At 73.3% G+C, this 17,928-nt stretch carries 16 protein-coding genes; 12 read left to right on the top strand and 4 right to left on the bottom strand.

The genetic code is table 11. From position 1 onward, the window contains the following. Positions 1 to 7 precede the first annotated feature (7 nt). Together AB0J33_RS18680 and AB0J33_RS18675 are read left to right on the top strand one after the other, a co-directional pair. On the top strand, positions 8 to 445 hold the full coding sequence (locus tag AB0J33_RS18680) for a hypothetical protein (protein ID WP_363615077.1): 438 nt from the start codon (positions 8 to 10) through the stop codon (positions 443 to 445). A 107-nt stretch (positions 446 to 552) separates the two neighbouring features. Next, entirely contained in the window at positions 553 to 1,017 is a 465-nt protein-coding gene (locus tag AB0J33_RS18675) for a hypothetical protein (protein WP_363615075.1), read from the top strand. 310 nt (positions 1,018 to 1,327) lie between these two features. Here the strand turns inward: AB0J33_RS18675 and AB0J33_RS18670 are convergent, their stop codons facing one another. Continuing rightward, entirely contained in the window at positions 1,328 to 2,329 is a 1,002-nt protein-coding gene (locus AB0J33_RS18670) for a GNAT family N-acetyltransferase (protein ID WP_363615073.1), read from the bottom strand. A gap of 79 nt (positions 2,330 to 2,408) precedes the next feature. Here AB0J33_RS18670 and fdxA point away from each other — a divergent pair, with 79 nt between their 5' ends. The 5 genes from fdxA to AB0J33_RS18645 are packed head-to-tail and all read left to right on the top strand — an operon-like array spanning position 2,409 to position 6,195. Then, complete coding sequence (gene fdxA, locus AB0J33_RS18665; RefSeq protein ID WP_204941938.1) at positions 2,409 to 2,735, top strand: ferredoxin; 327 nt, start codon at positions 2,409 to 2,411, stop codon at positions 2,733 to 2,735. After that, complete coding sequence (dapC, locus tag AB0J33_RS18660; RefSeq protein ID WP_363615217.1) at positions 2,732 to 3,838, top strand: succinyldiaminopimelate transaminase; 1,107 nt, start codon at positions 2,732 to 2,734, stop codon at positions 3,836 to 3,838. The genes fdxA and dapC overlap by 4 nt, the downstream gene beginning before the upstream one ends. A 17-nt stretch (positions 3,839 to 3,855) precedes the next feature. Further along, entirely contained in the window at positions 3,856 to 4,884 is a 1,029-nt protein-coding gene (locus tag AB0J33_RS18655; protein ID WP_363615071.1) for a prephenate dehydrogenase/arogenate dehydrogenase family protein, read from the top strand. Positions 4,885 to 4,894: 10 nt separating this feature from the next. Next, a complete protein-coding gene (locus tag AB0J33_RS18650) occupies positions 4,895 to 5,545 on the top strand; it encodes an SIMPL domain-containing protein (RefSeq protein WP_363615069.1) in 651 nt (216 codons plus the stop codon). Next, positions 5,545 to 6,195 carry a nucleoside/nucleotide kinase family protein gene (locus AB0J33_RS18645; RefSeq protein WP_363615067.1) on the top strand — a complete coding sequence of 217 codons (651 nt, stop codon included), beginning with the start codon at positions 5,545 to 5,547 and terminating at the stop codon, positions 6,193 to 6,195. Before AB0J33_RS18650 ends, AB0J33_RS18645 begins: the two co-directional genes overlap by 1 nt. Here the strand turns inward: AB0J33_RS18645 and AB0J33_RS18640 are convergent, their stop codons facing one another. Next, positions 6,196 to 6,753, bottom strand: a complete 558-nt coding sequence (locus AB0J33_RS18640) for a sugar O-acetyltransferase (RefSeq protein ID WP_363615065.1) — start codon at positions 6,751 to 6,753, stop codon at positions 6,196 to 6,198. It lies immediately after the preceding gene. Positions 6,754 to 6,913: 160 nt separating this feature from the next. Between AB0J33_RS18640 and AB0J33_RS18635 the strand changes: the two genes are divergently transcribed. Next, positions 6,914 to 10,228: a S8 family serine peptidase gene (locus AB0J33_RS18635; protein WP_363615215.1), complete on the top strand. Its 3,315-nt coding sequence runs from the start codon at positions 6,914 to 6,916 to the stop codon at positions 10,226 to 10,228. Between the two features lie 51 nt (positions 10,229 to 10,279). Here the strand turns inward: AB0J33_RS18635 and dapD are convergent, their stop codons facing one another. Further along, positions 10,280 to 11,239, bottom strand: coding sequence for a 2,3,4,5-tetrahydropyridine-2,6-dicarboxylate N-succinyltransferase (dapD, locus tag AB0J33_RS18630; RefSeq protein ID WP_091406183.1), 960 nt, complete (start codon positions 11,237 to 11,239; stop codon positions 10,280 to 10,282). Positions 11,240 to 11,317: 78 nt separating this feature from the next. On the opposite strand from dapD, the gene dapE reads away from it, so the two are divergent. Next, positions 11,318 to 12,391: a succinyl-diaminopimelate desuccinylase gene (gene dapE / locus AB0J33_RS18625; protein WP_363615062.1), complete on the top strand. Its 1,074-nt coding sequence runs from the start codon at positions 11,318 to 11,320 to the stop codon at positions 12,389 to 12,391. 47 nt (positions 12,392 to 12,438) lie between these two features. Here the strand turns inward: dapE and AB0J33_RS18620 are convergent, their stop codons facing one another. After that, positions 12,439 to 12,606, bottom strand: coding sequence for a hypothetical protein (locus AB0J33_RS18620; RefSeq protein ID WP_363615060.1), 168 nt, complete (start codon positions 12,604 to 12,606; stop codon positions 12,439 to 12,441). Positions 12,607 to 12,760: 154 nt separating this feature from the next. Here AB0J33_RS18620 and AB0J33_RS18615 point away from each other — a divergent pair, with 154 nt between their 5' ends. From AB0J33_RS18615 to AB0J33_RS18605, 3 genes are all read left to right on the top strand, one after another. After that, positions 12,761 to 13,627: a TIGR00730 family Rossman fold protein gene (locus AB0J33_RS18615; RefSeq protein ID WP_363615058.1), complete on the top strand. Its 867-nt coding sequence runs from the start codon at positions 12,761 to 12,763 to the stop codon at positions 13,625 to 13,627. Beyond that, on the top strand, positions 13,627 to 14,172 hold the full coding sequence (locus tag AB0J33_RS18610; RefSeq protein WP_363615055.1) for a TIGR00730 family Rossman fold protein: 546 nt from the start codon (positions 13,627 to 13,629) through the stop codon (positions 14,170 to 14,172). The genes AB0J33_RS18615 and AB0J33_RS18610 overlap by 1 nt, the downstream gene beginning before the upstream one ends. 204 nt (positions 14,173 to 14,376) lie before the next feature. After that, on the top strand, positions 14,377 to 17,913 hold the full coding sequence (locus AB0J33_RS18605; RefSeq protein ID WP_363615053.1) for an ATP-dependent DNA helicase: 3,537 nt from the start codon (positions 14,377 to 14,379) through the stop codon (positions 17,911 to 17,913). The last annotated feature ends 15 nt before the right edge of the window (positions 17,914 to 17,928 follow it).

The raw sequence follows: 17,928 nt of genomic DNA, 5'->3' as shown, positions 1-17,928 counted from the left end.
CGCACCGATGACGGTCGTGGACGACCAGGAAGCCCCGCCCCCGGCGGGGCCACCGCCGCGCGCGGTGGACCTGGGCCTGCGGCTGGTCGGTGCGATCGTCGTGGTCGTCGCCGGGGTGGTGACCGGTGTGCTGGAGCTGCTGCTCGCCACGCTCCGGGTCGGCGGGCAACTGATCGGTGTGTCGGCGCTGTTGGCCATCGGCGCCAACATCGTGTTGAGCTGGTTCGCGTACGAGGCGGTGGGCCGCCGGTGGGCGGTGGCGCTGCCGGCGGTGCCGTGGTTCGCGTTGATGGCCGTCGCCGCCATCCGGACCACCGAGGGCGACCTGCTGCTGGCCGGCGACAACTGGGTCGGCCTGGCCATGATCGTGGCCGGCGCGATGACGTTCGCGGTGATGGGCTTCCGGCAGATCCTCGCCCCGCAGCCGCACCTGCTCGGCGGCTGATGCCCGGCTCCTGCTGCTAGCTGGTGACGTCACTCAGGTAAGGGTGGTAGATATTCCTGCCAGGGATGTGAACCCCGCGACGGGGCGTACGGCAGGAGGGTCCGGCGATGGACAAGCGGTGGCGTGACATCGGTGTGCTCGTAGCAGCACTGTTCGCGGTCAACGTGGTCGCCCGACTGATCACCCGGTTCGGCTTCGACGAGGACGACACCGCCGCCGACCGGGTGTCGCTCGCGATGTTCGTGGTGATCGGGCTGATCCTCGCCGTGGTCGCCTTCCGCTGGGGTCGTCGCCGGCCGTTGGCGGACTGGGCGGCCGACATGGCCCTCGTGGTGCCGGTGGCGATGCTGCTGACCGTGCTGGTCGGGCCCCTGCTGGTCGGTCACAACCCGTTCGCCGGTGGTGCCGGGACGTTCTTCGCCCAGATCTGGCTCTACCTGCTCGCCACCGGCGCCGGCTTGCTGATCGGTTACCTGGTGCTCACCGCGCTCGGGCGTGACTACCGATCTCAGCAGCTCAAGCGGTTCGCCGAGGTCAAGGCCGCGAAGCCCCGCCGGGTCGTCCGCCGCTGACCATCGCCCGGTCGGTCCGGCATCGCCCGGCCGGGCCGCCATCGCCCGGTCGGTCCGGCTCTGCCCGGTCGGTCCGGCCCGGTCGGCTCTGCCCGGCCCGGTCCGGCGGGCCGTCCCGCTCGGCAGTGCGTTGCGGGCCGCCCAATCGGGCCTCGCGGCAAGCGCCGCGTGATCGACTCGGCTTCCTTGAACTCGCGGTGTCCCGCTCCTCGGGATGCCGCGACTTCCTGAAAGCTGAGTTGATCCTCGCCCCGGCCGGCACTCCCCAGCCCGCCCTGGCCCCGCCCGGCCCGGCCCGGGGACGCAGGGGTCAGTGCGGGGCGACCCGGGTCAGGTAGGTGTGGTGGGTGACGAAGCCGAGCTGCTGGTAGAGCGTGACCGCCGCCGTGTTTCGCTGCTCGACCTGGAGGAACGCGTGTGTCGCGCCGCCGGACGCGCCCCAGGCGGCCAATTCGTTGATCACACGGCGGGCCAGTCCCTGCCGGCGAGCCACCGGCAGCACCTCGATCAGGCTCAGGCCCAGCCAGCGCCCCTGGCCGGTCACCGTGCCGCGGCCGACCGCCACCAGAGCGCCATCGACGTACACGTTGGCGAAGCGGACCTGGTCCACGGCGGTGAGGACGTGCCGGGCGGCCTCCGGCAGGCCGCCCTTGCGGCCGGCGGCGATGGCCAGCCACTCGTCGCCCGGCGCGGTGGCCAGCTCGACGACCGCACCGCTCCACCCGACGGCGTCGCCGGCTCGCTCAGGTGCCTCGACCAGCGGTGCGTTGGCGGACGTCGGCGCCAGCAGCGGCAGCGACGCGGTCTGCACCAGCGTCGGTGGGCGGCTGCCCCAGCCCCGGGCGTCGAGTTCGGCACCGACCGGCGCGGCGAGTGGCAGCGGCGTGTTGATCAACGCGGGCTGGCCCCGCTCGGCGTACCAGCGCTCGACCGCGTCGACCGCGGCGGCCAGTGGTCGGTCCGGGTCGCCGATCGGTAGGGCCGAGTTGGCCCGCCCGGTCCAGCCCTCGGCCGACCGGAGCAGCCAGTCGCCGAGCCGGCCCCGGGTCGGTGCTGGCCACGCCTCGTTGGCGGCCCGCTCCAGGGCCACGACCGCGGCGGCGGTCGGCCGACGGGTCGGCGGTACGCGCTTGGCACGGTGCACCTGTGCCACCGGCACCCGTAGCTGCCCGTGCGCGGTGGCCAGCGTGAGATGAGTCTCGCTCAGCTCGACCAGCTCGCCGAGGGCGTCCGAGAAGAGCGGCCGGCCTTCGCGAATCCCCACAATCCGGCGGACTACGATCCGATGTCCCACATCCTGCTGTCGGAGCACGATCGACCCCCTCCCCGGCGAGATACTAGGCTCTTACCGTCGCGGGAGATCGCGGCGCGTCTTGCGGAGGAGAAGACCGGTGACCTACATCATCGCCGAGCCGTGCGTGGATGTGCTCGACAAGGCATGCATCGAGGAATGCCCGGTCGACTGCATTTACGAGGGCAACCGGATGCTCTACATCCACCCCGACGAGTGCGTCGACTGTGGTGCCTGTGAGCCCGTCTGCCCCGTGGAGGCGATCTTCTACGAGGACGACGTTCCGGAGCAGTGGAAGGACTACACCGGCGCCAACTACGAGTTCTTCGAGGATCTGGGCTCGCCCGGTGGCGCCTCGAAGATCGGCAAGGTGGAGAAGGACGCCACCTTCGTCGCCGCGCAGGCGCCGCGCGGCGAGGGCCACTGAACCGGCCCGCGCCGGTCTCGTCGCGGCTGCCCGAGTTCACCTGGGACACCCTGGACGCCGCGGCCACACTGGCCGCGGCGCATCCGGGGGGTCTGATCAACCTCTCCATGGGTACGCCGGTCGACCCGGTGCCCGAGGTGATCCGCCGGGCGTTGGGCGACGCGTCCGACGCTCCCGGTTACCCGCTGACCGCGGGCACCCCGGCGCTGCGGGCCGCGATCGCGGCCTGGGTGTCGCGTGCCTGTGGTGCTGGCGTCGACGGTCTTGGTGTGCTGCCGACCATCGGCTCGAAGGAGCTGGTGGCCTGGTTGCCCACGCTGCTCGGCATCGGCCCCGGTGACGTGGTGGTGGTGCCGTCGATCGCCTACCCCACCTACGAGGACGGCGCCCGGCTGGCCGGCGCGACCGTCGTCCGCACCGACTCGCTCACATCGGTCGGGCCGACCTCACGGGTCAGGTTGGTCTGGGTCAACTCGCCCGGTAACCCGACCGGCCGGGTGCTGCCCGCCGCGCACCTGCGCAAGGTGGTCGACTGGGCCCGGGAACGTGGCGCGGTGGTCGCGAGCGACGAGTGCTACCTGCCGTTGGGCTGGTCGGCGGAGCCGGTCTCGGTGCTGTCCCCGCAGGTCAGCGGGGGCAGCTATGCCGGGGTGCTCGCGGTGCACTCGCTGTCCAAGCGGTCCAACCTCGCCGGCTACCGGGCCGGCTTCGTGGCCGGTGACCCGGCGCTCGTCGCCGAGCTGCTCAAGGTCCGTAAGCACGCCGGCATGATCGTCCCCGCACCGGTGCAGGCGGCCATGGTGGCCGCACTGGAGGACGAGCGACACGCCGAGGAGCAGCGGGAGCGTTACCGCGCCCGGCGCGAGGTGCTGCGCGCGGCCTTCACCGATGCCGGCTTCACCGTCGAGCACTCCGAGGCGGGCCTCTACCTCTGGCTGACCAGAGGTGAGGACTGCTGGCAGACGGTCGACTGGCTGGCCCGCCGGGGCATCCTGGTCGCCGCCGGTGTCTTCTACGGCCCGACCGCCGGGCAGTACGTCCGGGTCGCGCTGACCGAGTCCGACGAGCACGTCGCGGCGGTCGCCGGCCGGCTCCGGGCCTGACCCCGGGCGGCCCGGCGATGACCGACGGCATGACCGAGCGGTACGCCAGGGTGCGCGCCGCCGTGATCGGCACCGGGCTGATCGGCGGCTCGGTGCTGCTGCGCCTGGCCGACGCCGGCCTGGACGTCGTGGGATGGGACCCGGACCCGGCCACCCGGGAGCGCGCCCAGCGCCGGGGTGTGGTCGCCCCGGCCACCATCGAGCAGGCCGTGGTCGACCGGGACGTGGTCTTCCTCTGCGGGCCGCTGCCCACTCTGCCGCACACCCTGGCCCGGCTGGCCGAGCTGACCGGGCCCGGCTGCGTGCTCACCGATGTCGGCAGCACCAAGGTGGCGGTGACCGAGACGGCCGACCGGCTCGGGCTCGCCCAACGGTTCGTCCCGGGGCATCCGATGGCCGGTGCGGAGTCCGCCGGCCTGACCGCGGCCTCGTCGAGCCTGCTGGTCGGCGCGGCCTGGGTGCTCTGCCCGGCGCCCGGTGCCGCGCTGGAGGCCTTCCGCTGGTTGACCGGGCTGCTGGTGGAGGTGTTCGACGCCCGGGTCGTGCCGATGTCCGCGCCGGTCCACGACTCGGTGGCCGCGCTCTCCTCGCACGTGCCGCACCTGCTGGCGGGTGCGCTGGCCGGGGCGACGCAGCGGGCGCCACTGCGGGACGCGGTGCTGGCGCTGGCCGCGGGCAGCTTCGCCGACGGTACGCGGGTCGCCGGCACGCCGGCGGAACGGACCGCGAACATGCTGCTCGGCAACCGGGACCGGGTGCTGCACGAGTTGGCCGAGGTCCGTGCGTTCCTCGACGGGTTGGCCGCCGCCCTGCGGGCCGACGACGCGCCGGCGCTCATCGCCCGGTACGCGGAGGCCGGGGCGGCCCGGTCGGCGCTGCTGGACCGGCGATTCACCGGTCAGACCCGACGGTTCGCGGCCGACGGCGACCAGGACGCCGAGGTGACCTGGCTGCGCGGGTTGGGCGGCGCCGGTGGGCACCTGACGGGGTGTCGGATCGACCCGGACGCGGTTTCCTATGCCGCGTGGTTTCCCGCGGCTGACTAGGCTGAGGGGCATGGCGGTGGACAGTCCGGTGGTGCAGGTGCGCGGCGAGGCGTACCGGGAGGTGCCGCCCGAGCTGGCCCGGTTCGCGGTCACCGCGACAGCCCGCGACCGGGACCGGGAGGCGACGCTGACCCGGTTGGCCGAGCGGGCCGCCGCGATCCGGGTGCTGCTCGACGGCGCCGGGTCGACGGTGGCGCGGCGGGAGACCGGCGACCTGCGGGTGCGGCCGGAGACCCGCCGTTCGGGTGAACGGGTGGTCGCCTGGCACGGCAGTGTCACCACCACCGTCACCGTCACCGACTTCACCGCCCTGGGTGAGCTGATGCTCCGGCTGGCCGACCAGGATCAGGTCGAGGTGTCCGGCCCGTGGTGGGAGCTTCGTCCGGACAGCCCGGCCCATCGCGCGGCCCGGCACGCCGCGATCAGTGACGCGTTGCTGCGGGCCCGGGAGTACGCGGAGGCGCTTGGCGCCCAGGTCACCTCGTTGATCGAGCTGGCCGACGCGGGGCCCGCCGACCGGCCGATGTTCGCCCGTGCGGCGTTCGCCGGGGGCGGCGGCGCGGGTGGTGGCCCGCCGGAGCTGGAGCTGGACCCACAGCCGCAGACGGTGCAGGCGGCGGTGCAGGCGCGGTTCACCATCAGCGACCCGGTTCTGGGCTGATGCCGCCGGCCCAGGTGCTCTCCGTCGACGAGCTGATCTCGCGAGCGTTGGTGCTGGCCGAGGCTGGTCCGCGACAACTGCTCGGCATCGCCGGTGCGCCGGGCGCCGGGAAGTCCAGTCTGGCGGAGCGGATCGTGGCCGAGGTCGGGTCGGTCGCCCGGCTGGTGCCGATGGACGGTTTCCACCTGGCGCAGTCGCAGCTGGTCCGCCTGGGCCGCGCCGACCGTAAGGGTGCGTCGGACACCTTCGACGCCAACGGGTACGTGTCGCTGCTGCGCCGGTTGCACCGGTTGGAGCCGACGGCGGTCTACGCGCCGGAGTTCCGCCGGGAGCTGGAGGAGCCGGTGGCCGGGGCGATCGAGGTGCTGCCGTCGGTCCGGCTGGTGGTGACCGAGGGCAACTATCTGCTGTTGCCGGATCCGCCCTGGCAGGAGATCCGGTCGCTGCTGCACGAGGCGTGGTTTCTCGACCTGGACGCCGAGGTACGGCAGCGCCGGCTGACCGCCCGGCACGAGGCGTACGGTCGGTCGCCGGAGCAGGCGCGGGCGTGGGCGTTGGGCAGCGACGAAGCGAATGCCGCCCTGATCACCCCCACCGCCGACCGGGCCGATTTGGTGGTCCGACTGCCGGAGCCGCCGGCTCCCTGTTAGCTAGTCGAGTTCCCGGACCGGCCGGGCCGGGTTGCCGACCGCCACCACGTTGGCGGGCAGGTCCCGGGTGACCACCGCGCCGGCGCCGACGACGGTGTTCGGGCCGATCGTCACGCCGGCCAGCACGATGGCGCCGCCGCCGAGCCACACGTTGTCGCCGATGGTGATCGGTTTGGCCGCCTCCCACTTGTCGCGGCGCGGGCCGGGCTCCACCGGATGGGTCGGCGTGAGCAGCTGCACGTTCGGTCCGATCTGGACGTCGGCACCGATGGTGATGGTGGCGACGTCGAGAAAGACGGCGTGGTAGTTGACGAAGCTGCGTGGCCCGATGCGGATCTGCCAGCCGTAGTCGCAGTAGAACGGTGGGCGAACCCAGGTGCCCTCACCCAGTTCGCCGAGGAGGTCGCGCAGCGCCGCGAGGCGGGCCTGCGGGTCGGCCGCGGCGCTGGTGTTGAAGCGTTCCATCAGCCGGGCGGCGCGGTCCAGGTCGCTGATGATCTCCGGATCGTCGGCGAGGTACGGCTCGCCGGCGAGCATCCGGTCCTTCATGGAGGTCACCCGGTCGATGATGCCCGCCGATTCCGTCCGGGGTTGGCAGGTCCGTCATATTCTCGACCCCTTTTTTGCATACCGAGTATGCAACACTGACGGAGGTCAATGCACCTCTCGTAGCTGTCGACGCTCCACGCAGGAGGTTCCGTTGCATCGACGCAGCCGCATGTCCACCGCCGCCATCGCGATAGCAGCCCTCGTACTGGGCGCGCCGACCGTCGCCCTGGCCAGCAGACCCGGCGACGCCGTCCCCGCCGCCACCACGAAGTCCGGTGCCGGCACGTCGACGGCCCGGACCGCCCTCACGAAGACGGTCACCCTGCTCACCGGTGACCGGGTCACCCTCACCGCGTCCGGGTCCGCCTCGGTTCGACCCGGCCCCGGTCGCGCCCGGCTGCGGTTCGTCACCACCCGCGACCGTGGTCAGCTCACCGTGCTGCCGCAGGACGCGCTACCGCTGGTCCGCTCCGGACGGGTCGACCGGCGACTGTTCGACGTGACCGGGCTGATCAACGCCGGTTACGACGACGCCCACCGGGACAACCTGCCGGTGCTGGTGGCCGGCGATGCGGGTGCTCGTCGTCGTGCCACGGTGGCTGCGGGGCTGACCGTCACCGCCCAGTTGCCCGCGATCGGCGCAGTGGCCGCCACCGCGGACAAGCAGCGGGCCGCAACGGTCTGGGCGGCGCTCACCGGCGCGAGCGCCCGGGCCGGCGCGGCGGGCGGCGCCCACCGGATCTGGCTCGACGGCCGCCGCCAGGTCACCCTGGAGCACAGTGTGCCGCAGATCGGCGCGCCGGCCGCGCATCAGGCCGGGTTCACCGGCCGGGGCGTCCGTGTCGCGGTGCTGGACACCGGCATCGACACCGGCCACCCCGACCTGGCCGGCCGGGTCGCCGCGTCGCACAACTTCACCGAGGACGCCGACGGCGGTGACACGGTCGGTCACGGCACCCACGTCGCCTCGATCATCGCCGGCAGCGGCGCCGCCTCGGGTGGCAGGTTCCGGGGCGTCGCCCCGGACGCCACTCTGCTCAACGGCAAGGTCTGTGAGAGCCAGGGCTGCACGGAGTCCGCGATCCTGGCCGGCATGCAGTGGGCCGCCGCCGACCAGCACGCCGACGTGATCAACATGAGCCTGACTGGTAGGGACACCGCGGAGGTCGACCCGCTGGAGGCGGCCGTCGAGTCGCTGACCGCGCAGACCGGCGCGCTCTTCGTGATCTCCGCCGGCAACGACGGCGTCGACGGGTCGGTCGGCTCGCCGAGCACGGCGGACGCCGCGCTGTCGGTGGGCGCGGTGGACCGCGACGACGCGCTGGCCGAGTTCTCCAGCCGAGGTCCCCGGGTGGGCGACGGCGGACTGAAGCCGGACATCACCGCGCCGGGAGTGGACATCGTGGCGGCCCGAGGGGACGGCACGCTGCTCGGCGAACCGGTGGGGGAGAAGTACGTCGCGCTCTCCGGCACGTCGATGGCCGCGCCGCACGTCACCGGCGCGGTCGCGCTGATCGCCCAGCAGCACACCGGCTGGGCGGCGGCCCAGCTCAAGGCGACCCTGATGGCCTCGGCGAAGCCGCACCCCGAGCAGACCTCCTTCCAGCAGGGCGCCGGCCGGGTCGACGTGGCCCGGGCGATCACACAGCGGGTGGTCAGCGACCCGGTCAGCGTCTCCTTCGGACAGCCGGCCTGGCCACACGGGGACGACACCCCGGTCACCCGGGCGGTCGGCTGGCGCAACGACGGCCCCGACCCGATCACCCTGAACCTGACCCTGGAGGCGACCGGACCGGCCGGCCAGCCGGCCCCCGCCGGCCTGTTCACCCTGGCGGCGGCCCAGGTCACCGTGCCGGCCGGCGGTACCGCCGGCACCACGGTCAGCGCGGACACCCGACTCGGCACCGACGGTTACTGGACCGGACGCATCGTGGCCCGTTCCGGGGCGACCGTGGCGGTCACCCCGCTGGCGGTCGACCGGGAGGTGGAGAGCTACCAGGTCGCGGTGCGCCACCTGGACGCCGCCGGGACGGCCGCCGCCGAACACATCACGGTGCTGGTCGATCTGGAGACCTTCGCCAGCTACGAGCTGTACGACCCGGACGGCACCGACGACATCCGGGTGCCGAAGGGCCGCTACGGGCTGGTCAGCCTCGTCTTCGCCGAGGACGGGCTCGCCCAGCTGGCCCAACCGGAGCTGGTCGTCGACGCCGACACGGCGGTCACCGTCGACGCCCGGAAGGCCCGGCCGCTGCGGGTGGCCGTCCCGGAACGCTCGGCCGTACCGGCGGTGGTGGACGTCGGCGCGATCTTCCTCGGTGACGAGGGTAGGTACTACGGGTTCGGGGTCGTCTCGCCCGACTTCTCCGGGTTGGCCACCGGGCACCTCGGCCGGGCGGTGTCCACCGAACGGTTCGTCGCGACGGTCGCCAGTCAGTGGGCCCAACCGGAGGTGGCCGTCAGCCCCTACCTGTACGCGCTGGCCGAAAGCTTCCCCGGCCGGATGCCGACCGGCTTCGAGAAGACCTACCGGAGCCGGGAGTTGGCGAGCGTCACGCACCAGTTCCGGGGCGGCTACCCGGGCCTGGTCGCGGACCGGGTGGTCTTCCCGCACCTCGAACCCGACCTGGGTGGCTGGGCGGTCAATCTGCCCACCACAGTGCCCGGGCAGCGGGTCGAGCACTACAACACCCGCGGCGTGCGGTGGTCCTCGGAAACGATGTTCGGGGTCCCCACCGAGGAGGGATGGCTCGACGGGAAGGCGGCGCTGAGCGCCGACCCCACGGCGTACCGGCCCGGCCGGCACACCCGGGAAAGCTGGAACAGCGCCCCGTACGGTCCGTCGTTCCCGACGCCGCGCTGGCCCGGCCAGGGAGTCACCCGATTGGGTGACGACATCCAGGTGGACGTTCCGCTCCACGGAGACGCCCAGGGGCACGCCGGCGGTTCGGTCCACGACTCGGCCCGGACCGCCCTCTACCGCGAGGGCAAGCTGGTCGGCGAGTCGTCGGAGGCGGGCTTCGGGCAGTTCACGGTGCCGCCCGGCAACGCCGGCTACCGACTTGAGGTGTCGTCGAAGCGGAGCTTCACCGACCTCAGCACCGAGGTCAGCACGGCGTGGACGTTCCGGTCCCGCCGCGTGGCCGGCGACGACTACCACGCGCTGCCGGTGTCGGCCATCCGGTTCACCCCTGCGGTGAACGGGGACAACGCCGCTGCCGCCGGCCGGAGCCTGGTCATCCCCGTGCAGGTGCGACGGCAACCCGGGGCGGCCGAGTCACGGGTGACCAAACTGACCGTGGACGTCTCCTACGACGGAGGCCGCAGCTGGCAACCCGCCCGGGTGCGGCACGGCGGGCACGGTTGGACGGCCACCGTCCGGCATCCCGCCGGGCCCGGTCACGCGTCCCTGCGGGCCACCGCCTGGGACGCCGCCGGCAACACGGTGACCCAACGGATCATCCAGGCGTACCGGTTGCGCTGAGGCGTACCCCCGTCGGGTCCGCGGCCGAGCGCCGCGGACCCGGCGGGTGCGTCAGTCGTTGGCGTGCAGGGCGGCGTTCAGTTCGATGCCCCGGCCGGTGCGCGGGCGGGCCTCCAGCCCGCCGGTGACCGAGTTGCGCCAGAACAGCAGGCCGTCGACGCCGGACAGCTCCCGGGCCTTGACCACCCGGCCGTCCGGAAGGGTGATCTTCGACGCGGCGGTGATGTAGCAGCCGGCCTCGACCACGCAGTCGTCGCCGAGCGAGATGCCGACGCCGGCGTTCGCGCCGACCAGGCTCCGCTCGCCGATGCTGATCTTGTCGGTGCCGCCGCCGGAGAGGGTGCCCATGATGGAGGCCCCACCGCCGATGTCGGAGCCGTCACCGACCAGCACGCCCTGCACGATCCGCCCCTCGACCATCGAGGTGCCGACGGTGCCGGCGTTGAAGTTCACGAAGCCCTCGTGCATCACTGTGGTGCCGGCCGCCAGGTGGGCGCCGAGGCGCACCCGGTCGGCGTCGGCGATCCGCACCCCGGAGGGCACCACGTAGTCGGTCATCCGGGGGAACTTGTCCACCCCGTACACCGCCAGGTGCCGGCCGGCGGCCCGCTCGATCACCCGCAGCTCGTCCACCCGTTCCGGGGGGCACGGCCCGGCGGAGGTCCAGGCCACGTTGGCCAGCTTGCCGAAGATGCCGTCCAGGTTGAGCTGGTTGGGTCGCACCAGGCGGTGCGACAGCAGGTGCAACCGGAGGTACGCGTCGGAGGCGTCCTTGATCGGGTCGTCCAGCGAGCCGATCACGGTCACCACCTGCACGGTACGCAGACCAGGCAGGGACCGGTCACCCAGCGCGGCCGGCGGCAGGTCGAGCACGTCCGCCTTGTCCTCGCCGGCGACCAGCGGCAACTCGCCCAGGCCCAGCTTGCCGGTCGGGTACCAGGTGTCGAGCACCTGCTCGTCTGCGGTGACCGTGGCCAGGCCGATGCCCCAGGCGGAATCTGCGGACGTCACTGTTACACCTCTCGGTCGCGGCCGGACTGGCCTCGGCTCGCTCCTCGCGCTGACAGACCTGAAGGTACCGTGCGAACCATGGAGAACCCGCTGACCCCCGAGGTCCTCGCCGATCCGGTGCAGCTGACCCGCGCGCTGGTAGACATAGAGTCCGTGTCCCTCAACGAGAAGGCGATCGCCGACTGTGTCGAGGAGGTGCTGCGGGGTGTGCCGCACCTGACCACCCACCGGCACGGCAACACGGTGATGGCCCGCACCGACCTTGGTCGGTCGCAGCGTGTCGTGCTGGCCGGGCACCTCGACACGGTGCCGTTGAACAACAACTTCCCGTCGACCATGCGCGGCGACCTGATGTACGGCTGCGGCACCTCCGACATGAAGTCCGGCACCGCGTACGCGCTGCACCTGGCGGTGACGCTGCCCGAGCCGCGCTACGACGTGACGTACTTCTTCTACGAGGCCGAGGAGATCGAGTCCCGGTACAACGGGCTCAACCTCGTCGCCCAGGCGTTCCCGGAGTGGTTGGAGGCGGACTTCGCGGTGCTGCTGGAGCCGACGTACGGCATCGTCGAGGCGGGCTGCCAGGGCACCATGCGTTCGGTGGTCACCACGACCGGCGTACGTGCCCACTCGGCGCGCTCCTGGCACGGGGTGAACGCCATCCACGCCGCCGGCGAGGTGCTGCGCCGCCTCCAGACGTACGAGGCGCGCCGGGTCACCATCGACGGCTGCGACTACCGCGAGGGCATGAACGCGGTGCGGATCAGTGGCGGGGTGGCCGGCAACGTGGTCCCCGACCGCTGTGAGATCGAGGTCAACTATCGGTTCGCCCCGGATCGCACCCCCGCCGAGGCGGAGGCGCACCTGCGTGAGGTGTTCGCCGGCTTCGAACTCACGGTGACCGACACCGCGGCGGGCGCCGCCCCCGGGTTGGAAGCCGCCCCGGCGAAGGAGTTCCTGGCGGCGGTCGGCGCCGCGCCGATCGGCAAGCTGGGCTGGACGGACGTGGCCCGGTTCGCGGCGATGGGCATCCCCGCGCTGAACTTCGGACCCGGGGACCCGAACCTCGCCCACCACCCCGACGAGCACGTCGAGATCAGCAAGATCCGCGATGGCGCGGCGACCCTGCACCGCTGGTTGGCCCCGGCCTGACCGGCGCTGCCCCCGGGCGTCCCGCTCCGGTGATCAAGAGGTTTGCGTCAGCCGGGCCCGTTGTCGGCGGCGCAAACCTCTTGATCAGCTCCGGACGGGGTGGGGGAGGCGGGCGTTGGGTTCTGCTGGCGGGTGCGGCGGCGTTCGGCCACCACGTCTTGGATCCGTCGCTGCATCTGTCGACGGATCCGGATCATCTCGCTGTTGCTGATCACGCTGTCTCCTCCCCCGAAGGCGCGCGCCGGGGCATACCCGGTATGTGAATAGTAAGACGTACGGGAGAGCCGAATAGTTGCCCATGATCCCGAACTATTTCTCGGCGTTCGCTCCCCGCGCACCCGGCCGGTGCTGCTCCATTACGGTTGCCCCATGAGCCACAGCAACGGGCGGGAGGCCGGTCGCAGTCCCGGACAGGAGCGGCACCGCGGTGCGGTCACGCTGCGTAGAGGTGCCATTCCGAGCAGCACCGCCGACCAGCGCCTGCTGGATTCACGGGGGCGGGGCGACTGGAAGACCAAGGACGCCTGGCGCGCGCTGCGCATCCTCGCCGAGTTCGTCGAGGGTTTCGACACCCTCGCCGACCTGCCGCCGGCGGTCAGCGTCTTCGGCTCCGCGCGCAGCGGACCGGAGAGCGCCGAGTGTCAGCTGGCCGAGCAGTTGGGCGGTGCGCTGGCCCGCGCCGGCTACGCGGTGATCACCGGAGGCGGGCCCGGGGTGATGGAGGCCGCCAACCGCGGCGCCAGCGAGGCCGGTGGGATCTCCGTGGGGCTCGGCATCGAGCTTCCGTTCGAGCAGGGCATCAACGACTGGGTCGACCTCGCCATCAACTTCCGCTACTTCTTCGCCCGTAAGACGATGTTCGTCAAGTACGCCCAGGCGTTCGTGGTGCTGCCCGGCGGGTTCGGCACCATGGACGAGTTGTTCGAGGCGCTCACCCTCGTGCAGACCGGCAAGGTCACCCGGTTTCCGGTGGTGCTCATGGGGGTCGCCTACTGGCGGGGCCTGCTCGACTGGTTGCGCGACACGATGGCCGCCACCGGCAAGATCGGGCCGGTCGACCTGGACCTGATCTGCCTCACCGACGACGTCAACGAGGCCGTCCGGTACATCGTCGCGGCGGAGGCCGCGCTCTCCGCCGAGCAGGAGGCGGTCCGCGAGGAGGCCGTCGCCCGTACCGGCGCGGATCAGCAGGCCGCCGCCGAGCGAGCCGCCGAGCAGCCTCGGGACCGCGACTGATGGCGGCCATCTGCGTGTTCTGCGCGTCCTCTCGTACCCTCGATCAGCGCTGGTTGGACCTGGCCGCCGAGACCGGCGCGGAGTTGGCCCGGCGCGGCCACACCCTGGTCAGCGGTGGCGGTTGCGTCGGCATGATGGGCGCGGTGGCGGACGGCGCCCGATCCGCCGGCGGGCGCACCCTGGGCGTGATCCCGCAGTCGCTTGTCGATCTGGAGGTCGCCGACCTCGCTTCGGACGAGTTGCTGGTGACCGACTCGATGGCCAGCCGCAAGACCCTGATGATCGACAAGTCGGACGCGTTCCTCACCCTGCCCGGTGGGCTGGGCACCCTGGACGAGTTGTTCGAGGTGTGGACCACGGCCACTCTCGCCCTGCACGCCAAGCCGATGGTGCTGATCGACGCCGACGGGTTCTACCGTCCACTGCTGGACTGGCTCGACGCGCTGGCCGACCAGACCTTCCTCAAGCCCGCCGGCCGCGACCTCCTGACGGTGACCAGCACCGTCCCCGAGGCCCTCAACGCCCTGGAATCCCGCCTGACCTAACCCCCGACCCCGCCCCCACCCACCCCACCCCACCCCGCCGCGCCGCGCCGCGGTGATCATGAAGTTAGCGACGTTGCTGTCGGCGTGTCGCGTCGCTAACTTCATGATCGATGAGGGTGGATGGGGGCGGGAGGGGTTGGGTGGGGAGCGGTGTGGGTGGGGTTTGGGTGGGTGGGTGTCGTATGGGTCTGATGGGATGAGCTGATGCAGGCGTACCGGTTGGTGCGGCGGCCCGGTGGGCCGGCGCGGGGGGACGGGGCGACGCCGGCCAGCGCTTCCGTGCCCGCCGGGCGCGGCGCCTCCGCGGCCGGTGTCGACGGGCCGGCCGCGCCCGAGCGGGGGGCCGCACCCGAGCCGATCGGTGGCGGCGGTTGGCGAGCCGACCCGGTGCAGGCCGAGGTGGTCGGGCACACCGACGGGCCGATGCTCGTGCTCGGTGGCCCGGGCACCGGCAAGACCACCACGTTGGTCGAGGCGGTCGCCGCCCGGGTGGCCGAGGGGGTCGACCCCGAACGGATCCTGGTGCTGACCTTCGGCCGTCGAGGCGCCACCGCGCTGCGTCAGCGCATCGAGGCCCGGGTCGCGCAGGACGGTCACCGGGTGCTGCGCGAGCCGCTGGTGCGCACCTTCCCGGCGTACGCCTTCGGGTTGCTCCGCCGGGCCGCCGCCGAGCGGGGCGAACCGTCGCCCCGGCTGCTCACCGGTCCCGAGCAGGATCTGATCATCCGCGAGTTGCTCGACGTGGTGGGCGAGCAACCCGACGATCCCGAGGACGACCCGGTCGGCTGGCCGACCGACCTGCGCCCCGCCCTGCGCACCAGGGCGTTCGCCAGCCAGCTGCGCGACCTGCTGATGCGCGCCGCCGAGCGCGGTGTGGGCCCGGTCGACCTGGCCCGGCTGGGCGAGAGACTCGGCCGGGCCGACTGGCCGGCCGCCGCACGCTTCCTCCGGGAGTACGTCGCCGTGCTCGCGCTGCGCGACGTCAGCAACCGGGGCTCCATCGCGTACGACCCGGCGGAGCTGGTCCGGGCGGCCACCGGGCTGCTGCGCGACGACGAGGAGTTGCTTGCCGCCGAGCGTCGCCGGCTCGCCCACGTCTACCTCGACGAGTTGGCCGACACCGACCCCGCCCAGCTGGAGCTGCTCTCGGTCATCGCGGGCGGCGGCACGTCGCTCGTCGCGTTCGCCGACCCCGATTCGTCCACGTACGCCTTCCGGGGCGCCGATCCGGCCGGAGTGACGACGTTCCCGCACCGCTTCCGGACGGCTTCCGGCGCGCCGGCCGCGCAGGTGCTGCTGACCACGTCGTACCGGGCCGGACCGGGCCTGCTCGCGGCGATCGCCCGGCTGGGTCGCCGGCTGCGCGGCCCGGCCGCACACCGTCGGCTGCACCCACTGCCGGACGCGCCGCCCGGCGTGGTCGAGGTGCACACGTTCCGCTCGGCGACCAGCGAGGCTGCCTGGCTGGCCCACGCGCTGCGCTCGGCCCACCTGCTCGACGGCGTGCCCTGGTCGCGGATGGCGGTGCTGGTGCGGTCCACCGCGTTGCAACTGCCCACCCTGCGCCGAGCGCTGCACGCGGCCGGCGTACCCACCGTGGTGCACGGTGAGGATCTGCCGCTGCACCTGCAACCGGCGGTCGCGCCGCTCCTGCTCCTGCTGCGCTGCGCGCTGGAGCCGGAGCGGCTCGACGAGGAGGCGGCGGTCGCGCTGCTGCACTCGCCGTTGGGCGGCGCCGACCCGCTGGCCGAGCGGCGGTTGCGGCAGGGCCTGCGCGCGCTCGCCCTGGCCGGCGGTGACCGACGTCCCTCGGGGGAGCTGATCGTCGAGGCGTTGCAGGATCCGGAGGAGTTGGCCGGCATCGAGCGGCACTGGGCGGAGCCGGCGCAGGCGGTGGCCGGGCTGCTGGCCACCGCTCGGGACGCCGCCGCCCGGCCGGGTGCGACCGCCGAGGACGTGCTCTGGGCCGTCTGGCACGCCAGTGGTCTCGCCGAGCGTTGGGCCGGAGCGATCAACCAGGGGCGGCCGGAGGCCGGCGAGGGTGACCTGTCCCGGCGACGGCGGGCCGAGGCGGCCGACCGTGACCTGGACGCGGTGCTGGTGCTCTTCGACGCGGCGGCCCGCTTCACCGACCGGCTGCCCGGTGCCCGCACCGAGGTCTTCCTCGACCACGTGCTCGCCCAGGACCTGCCGGCCGACACCATCGCCCCGACCGCCGACCGGGGCGCGGCGGTACGCCTGCTCACCGCGCACGCCGCGAAGGGCCTCGAATGGGACCTGGTCGCGGTGGCCGGCGTGCAGGAGGGCATCTGGCCGGACCTGCGGTTGCGCGGCAGCCTGCTCGGCTCCGAGCGGCTGGTCGACGTGCTGGCCGGCCGGTCGGTCGACGGCGCGACCGCGGCGAACGTGGTGGGTCAGACCTCGGCGTTGCTGGATGAGGAACGCCGGCTCTTCCACGTCGCCATCAGTCGGGCCCGGCACCGGCTGTTGGTCAGCGCCGTGGCTTCGGCCGCGGTCGGCGGTGACGATCACGAAGAGCAGCCCAGCCGGTTCCTGCACGAGCTGGGCCGGAGCGCGCCGCCCCGCCCGCCGAGCACGCCGCCCCTCGGCCCGCCGACCACGCCGCCGCCCGGTCCGCGCACCGATCCGTCGTCGGGTGACACCGGGGGCGCTGGTGCCGGTGACACCGGTGACGAGGAGCCGGACCGTCCAGGGGCGTTGCCGGTGACCCGTCCACCCCGGGCGCTCACCCTGCCGGCGCTGGTCGCGGAGTTGCGTACCGCCGTCACCGACCCGGCTGCCCCGGTGGCCCGGCGGCGCGCGGCGGCGGCCGAGCTGGCGCGGCTCGCCGCCGCCGGAGTCCCAGGTGCGCACCCGGACGACTGGTGGGGGTTGCGGGCGCTCTCCGACGACCGGCCGCTCGTCGACGACGGAGACCCGGTCCGGGTCACCCCGTCGGCCATGGAGAGCGCACTGCGGTGCAGCCTGCGGTGGCTGCTGGAACGGCACGGCGGCAGCGGCCCGACCAGCACGGCGCAGGGGGTGGGCAACCTGGTGCACGCCGCCGCGATGCTCGCCGAGGACGCCAGCGCCGACCGGGGCGCGTTGCTCGACTACGTGGCCGCCCGGTTCGACGCGATCGAGCTGGCGGCGCGGTGGATGGCCGGTCCGGAGCGGGAGCGGGCCGAGGCGATGGTCGACAAGCTGCTGCGCTGGCTGGCCACCAACCCGCGTCGGTTGCTCGCCATCGAGCACGAGTTCGCGGTCCGGCTGGACGACCCGAACCGGCCCGTCGACCTGACCGGTCGGGTCGACCGGCTGGAGGTCGACGAGGCCGGTCGGCTCGTGGTGATCGACCTGAAGACCGGCAAGTCCACCGCTGTCACCGGGACGGACCTGGCCGAGCACCCACAGCTCGGCGCCTACCAGGCGGCGGTGGAGGCGGGGGCGTTCGCCGAGTTCGGTGACGAGTCCGGGGGGGCCGCGCTGGTGCAGCTCGGGACCTCCGCCAAGGACGCCCGGGAGCAGACTCAGCCGGCGGCCAGCGAGGGGCCGGCGGCCGGCTGGGCGACCGCGCTGGTCCGGCGCACCGCCGATACGATGGCTGCCGCCACGTTCGCCGCGGTGGCCAACTCGAAGTGCCGGGTCTGCCCGGTGCGCACCAGCTGCCCGGTCTCCGGGCAGGGGCGCCAGGTCGTCGAGCCGCCCACCGTCCGACACACCCGTGAGGGCGAGGAGTGAGGTTGCGAGCCCCGC

Source organism: Micromonospora sp. NPDC049645, from assembly GCF_040675155.1.
In the GTDB taxonomy this organism is placed as follows: Bacteria; Actinomycetota; Actinomycetes; order Mycobacteriales; family Micromonosporaceae; genus Micromonospora.
This window is presented reverse-complemented; position numbering and strand designations above follow the sequence as displayed.

What these genes read in the sequence shown, in the direction of transcription:
- AB0J33_RS18655 (WP_363615071.1), top strand. Translation starts at nt 3,856, where the DNA reads ATGACCGACGGCATGACCGAGCGGTACGCCAGGGTGCGCGCCGCCGTG.
- AB0J33_RS18605 (WP_363615053.1), top strand. Translation starts at nt 14,377, where the DNA reads ATGCAGGCGTACCGGTTGGTGCGGCGGCCCGGTGGGCCGGCGCGGGGG.
- AB0J33_RS18615 (WP_363615058.1), top strand. Translation starts at nt 12,761, where the DNA reads ATGAGCCACAGCAACGGGCGGGAGGCCGGTCGCAGTCCCGGACAGGAG.
- AB0J33_RS18675 (WP_363615075.1), top strand. Translation starts at nt 553, where the DNA reads ATGGACAAGCGGTGGCGTGACATCGGTGTGCTCGTAGCAGCACTGTTC.
- AB0J33_RS18645 (WP_363615067.1), top strand. Translation starts at nt 5,545, where the DNA reads ATGCCGCCGGCCCAGGTGCTCTCCGTCGACGAGCTGATCTCGCGAGCG.
- AB0J33_RS18650 (WP_363615069.1), top strand. Translation starts at nt 4,895, where the DNA reads ATGGCGGTGGACAGTCCGGTGGTGCAGGTGCGCGGCGAGGCGTACCGG.
- AB0J33_RS18680 (WP_363615077.1), top strand. Translation starts at nt 8, where the DNA reads ATGACGGTCGTGGACGACCAGGAAGCCCCGCCCCCGGCGGGGCCACCG.
- AB0J33_RS18635 (WP_363615215.1), top strand. Translation starts at nt 6,914, where the DNA reads ATGTCCACCGCCGCCATCGCGATAGCAGCCCTCGTACTGGGCGCGCCG.
- dapE (WP_363615062.1), top strand. Translation starts at nt 11,318, where the DNA reads ATGGAGAACCCGCTGACCCCCGAGGTCCTCGCCGATCCGGTGCAGCTG.
- AB0J33_RS18610 (WP_363615055.1), top strand. Translation starts at nt 13,627, where the DNA reads ATGGCGGCCATCTGCGTGTTCTGCGCGTCCTCTCGTACCCTCGATCAG.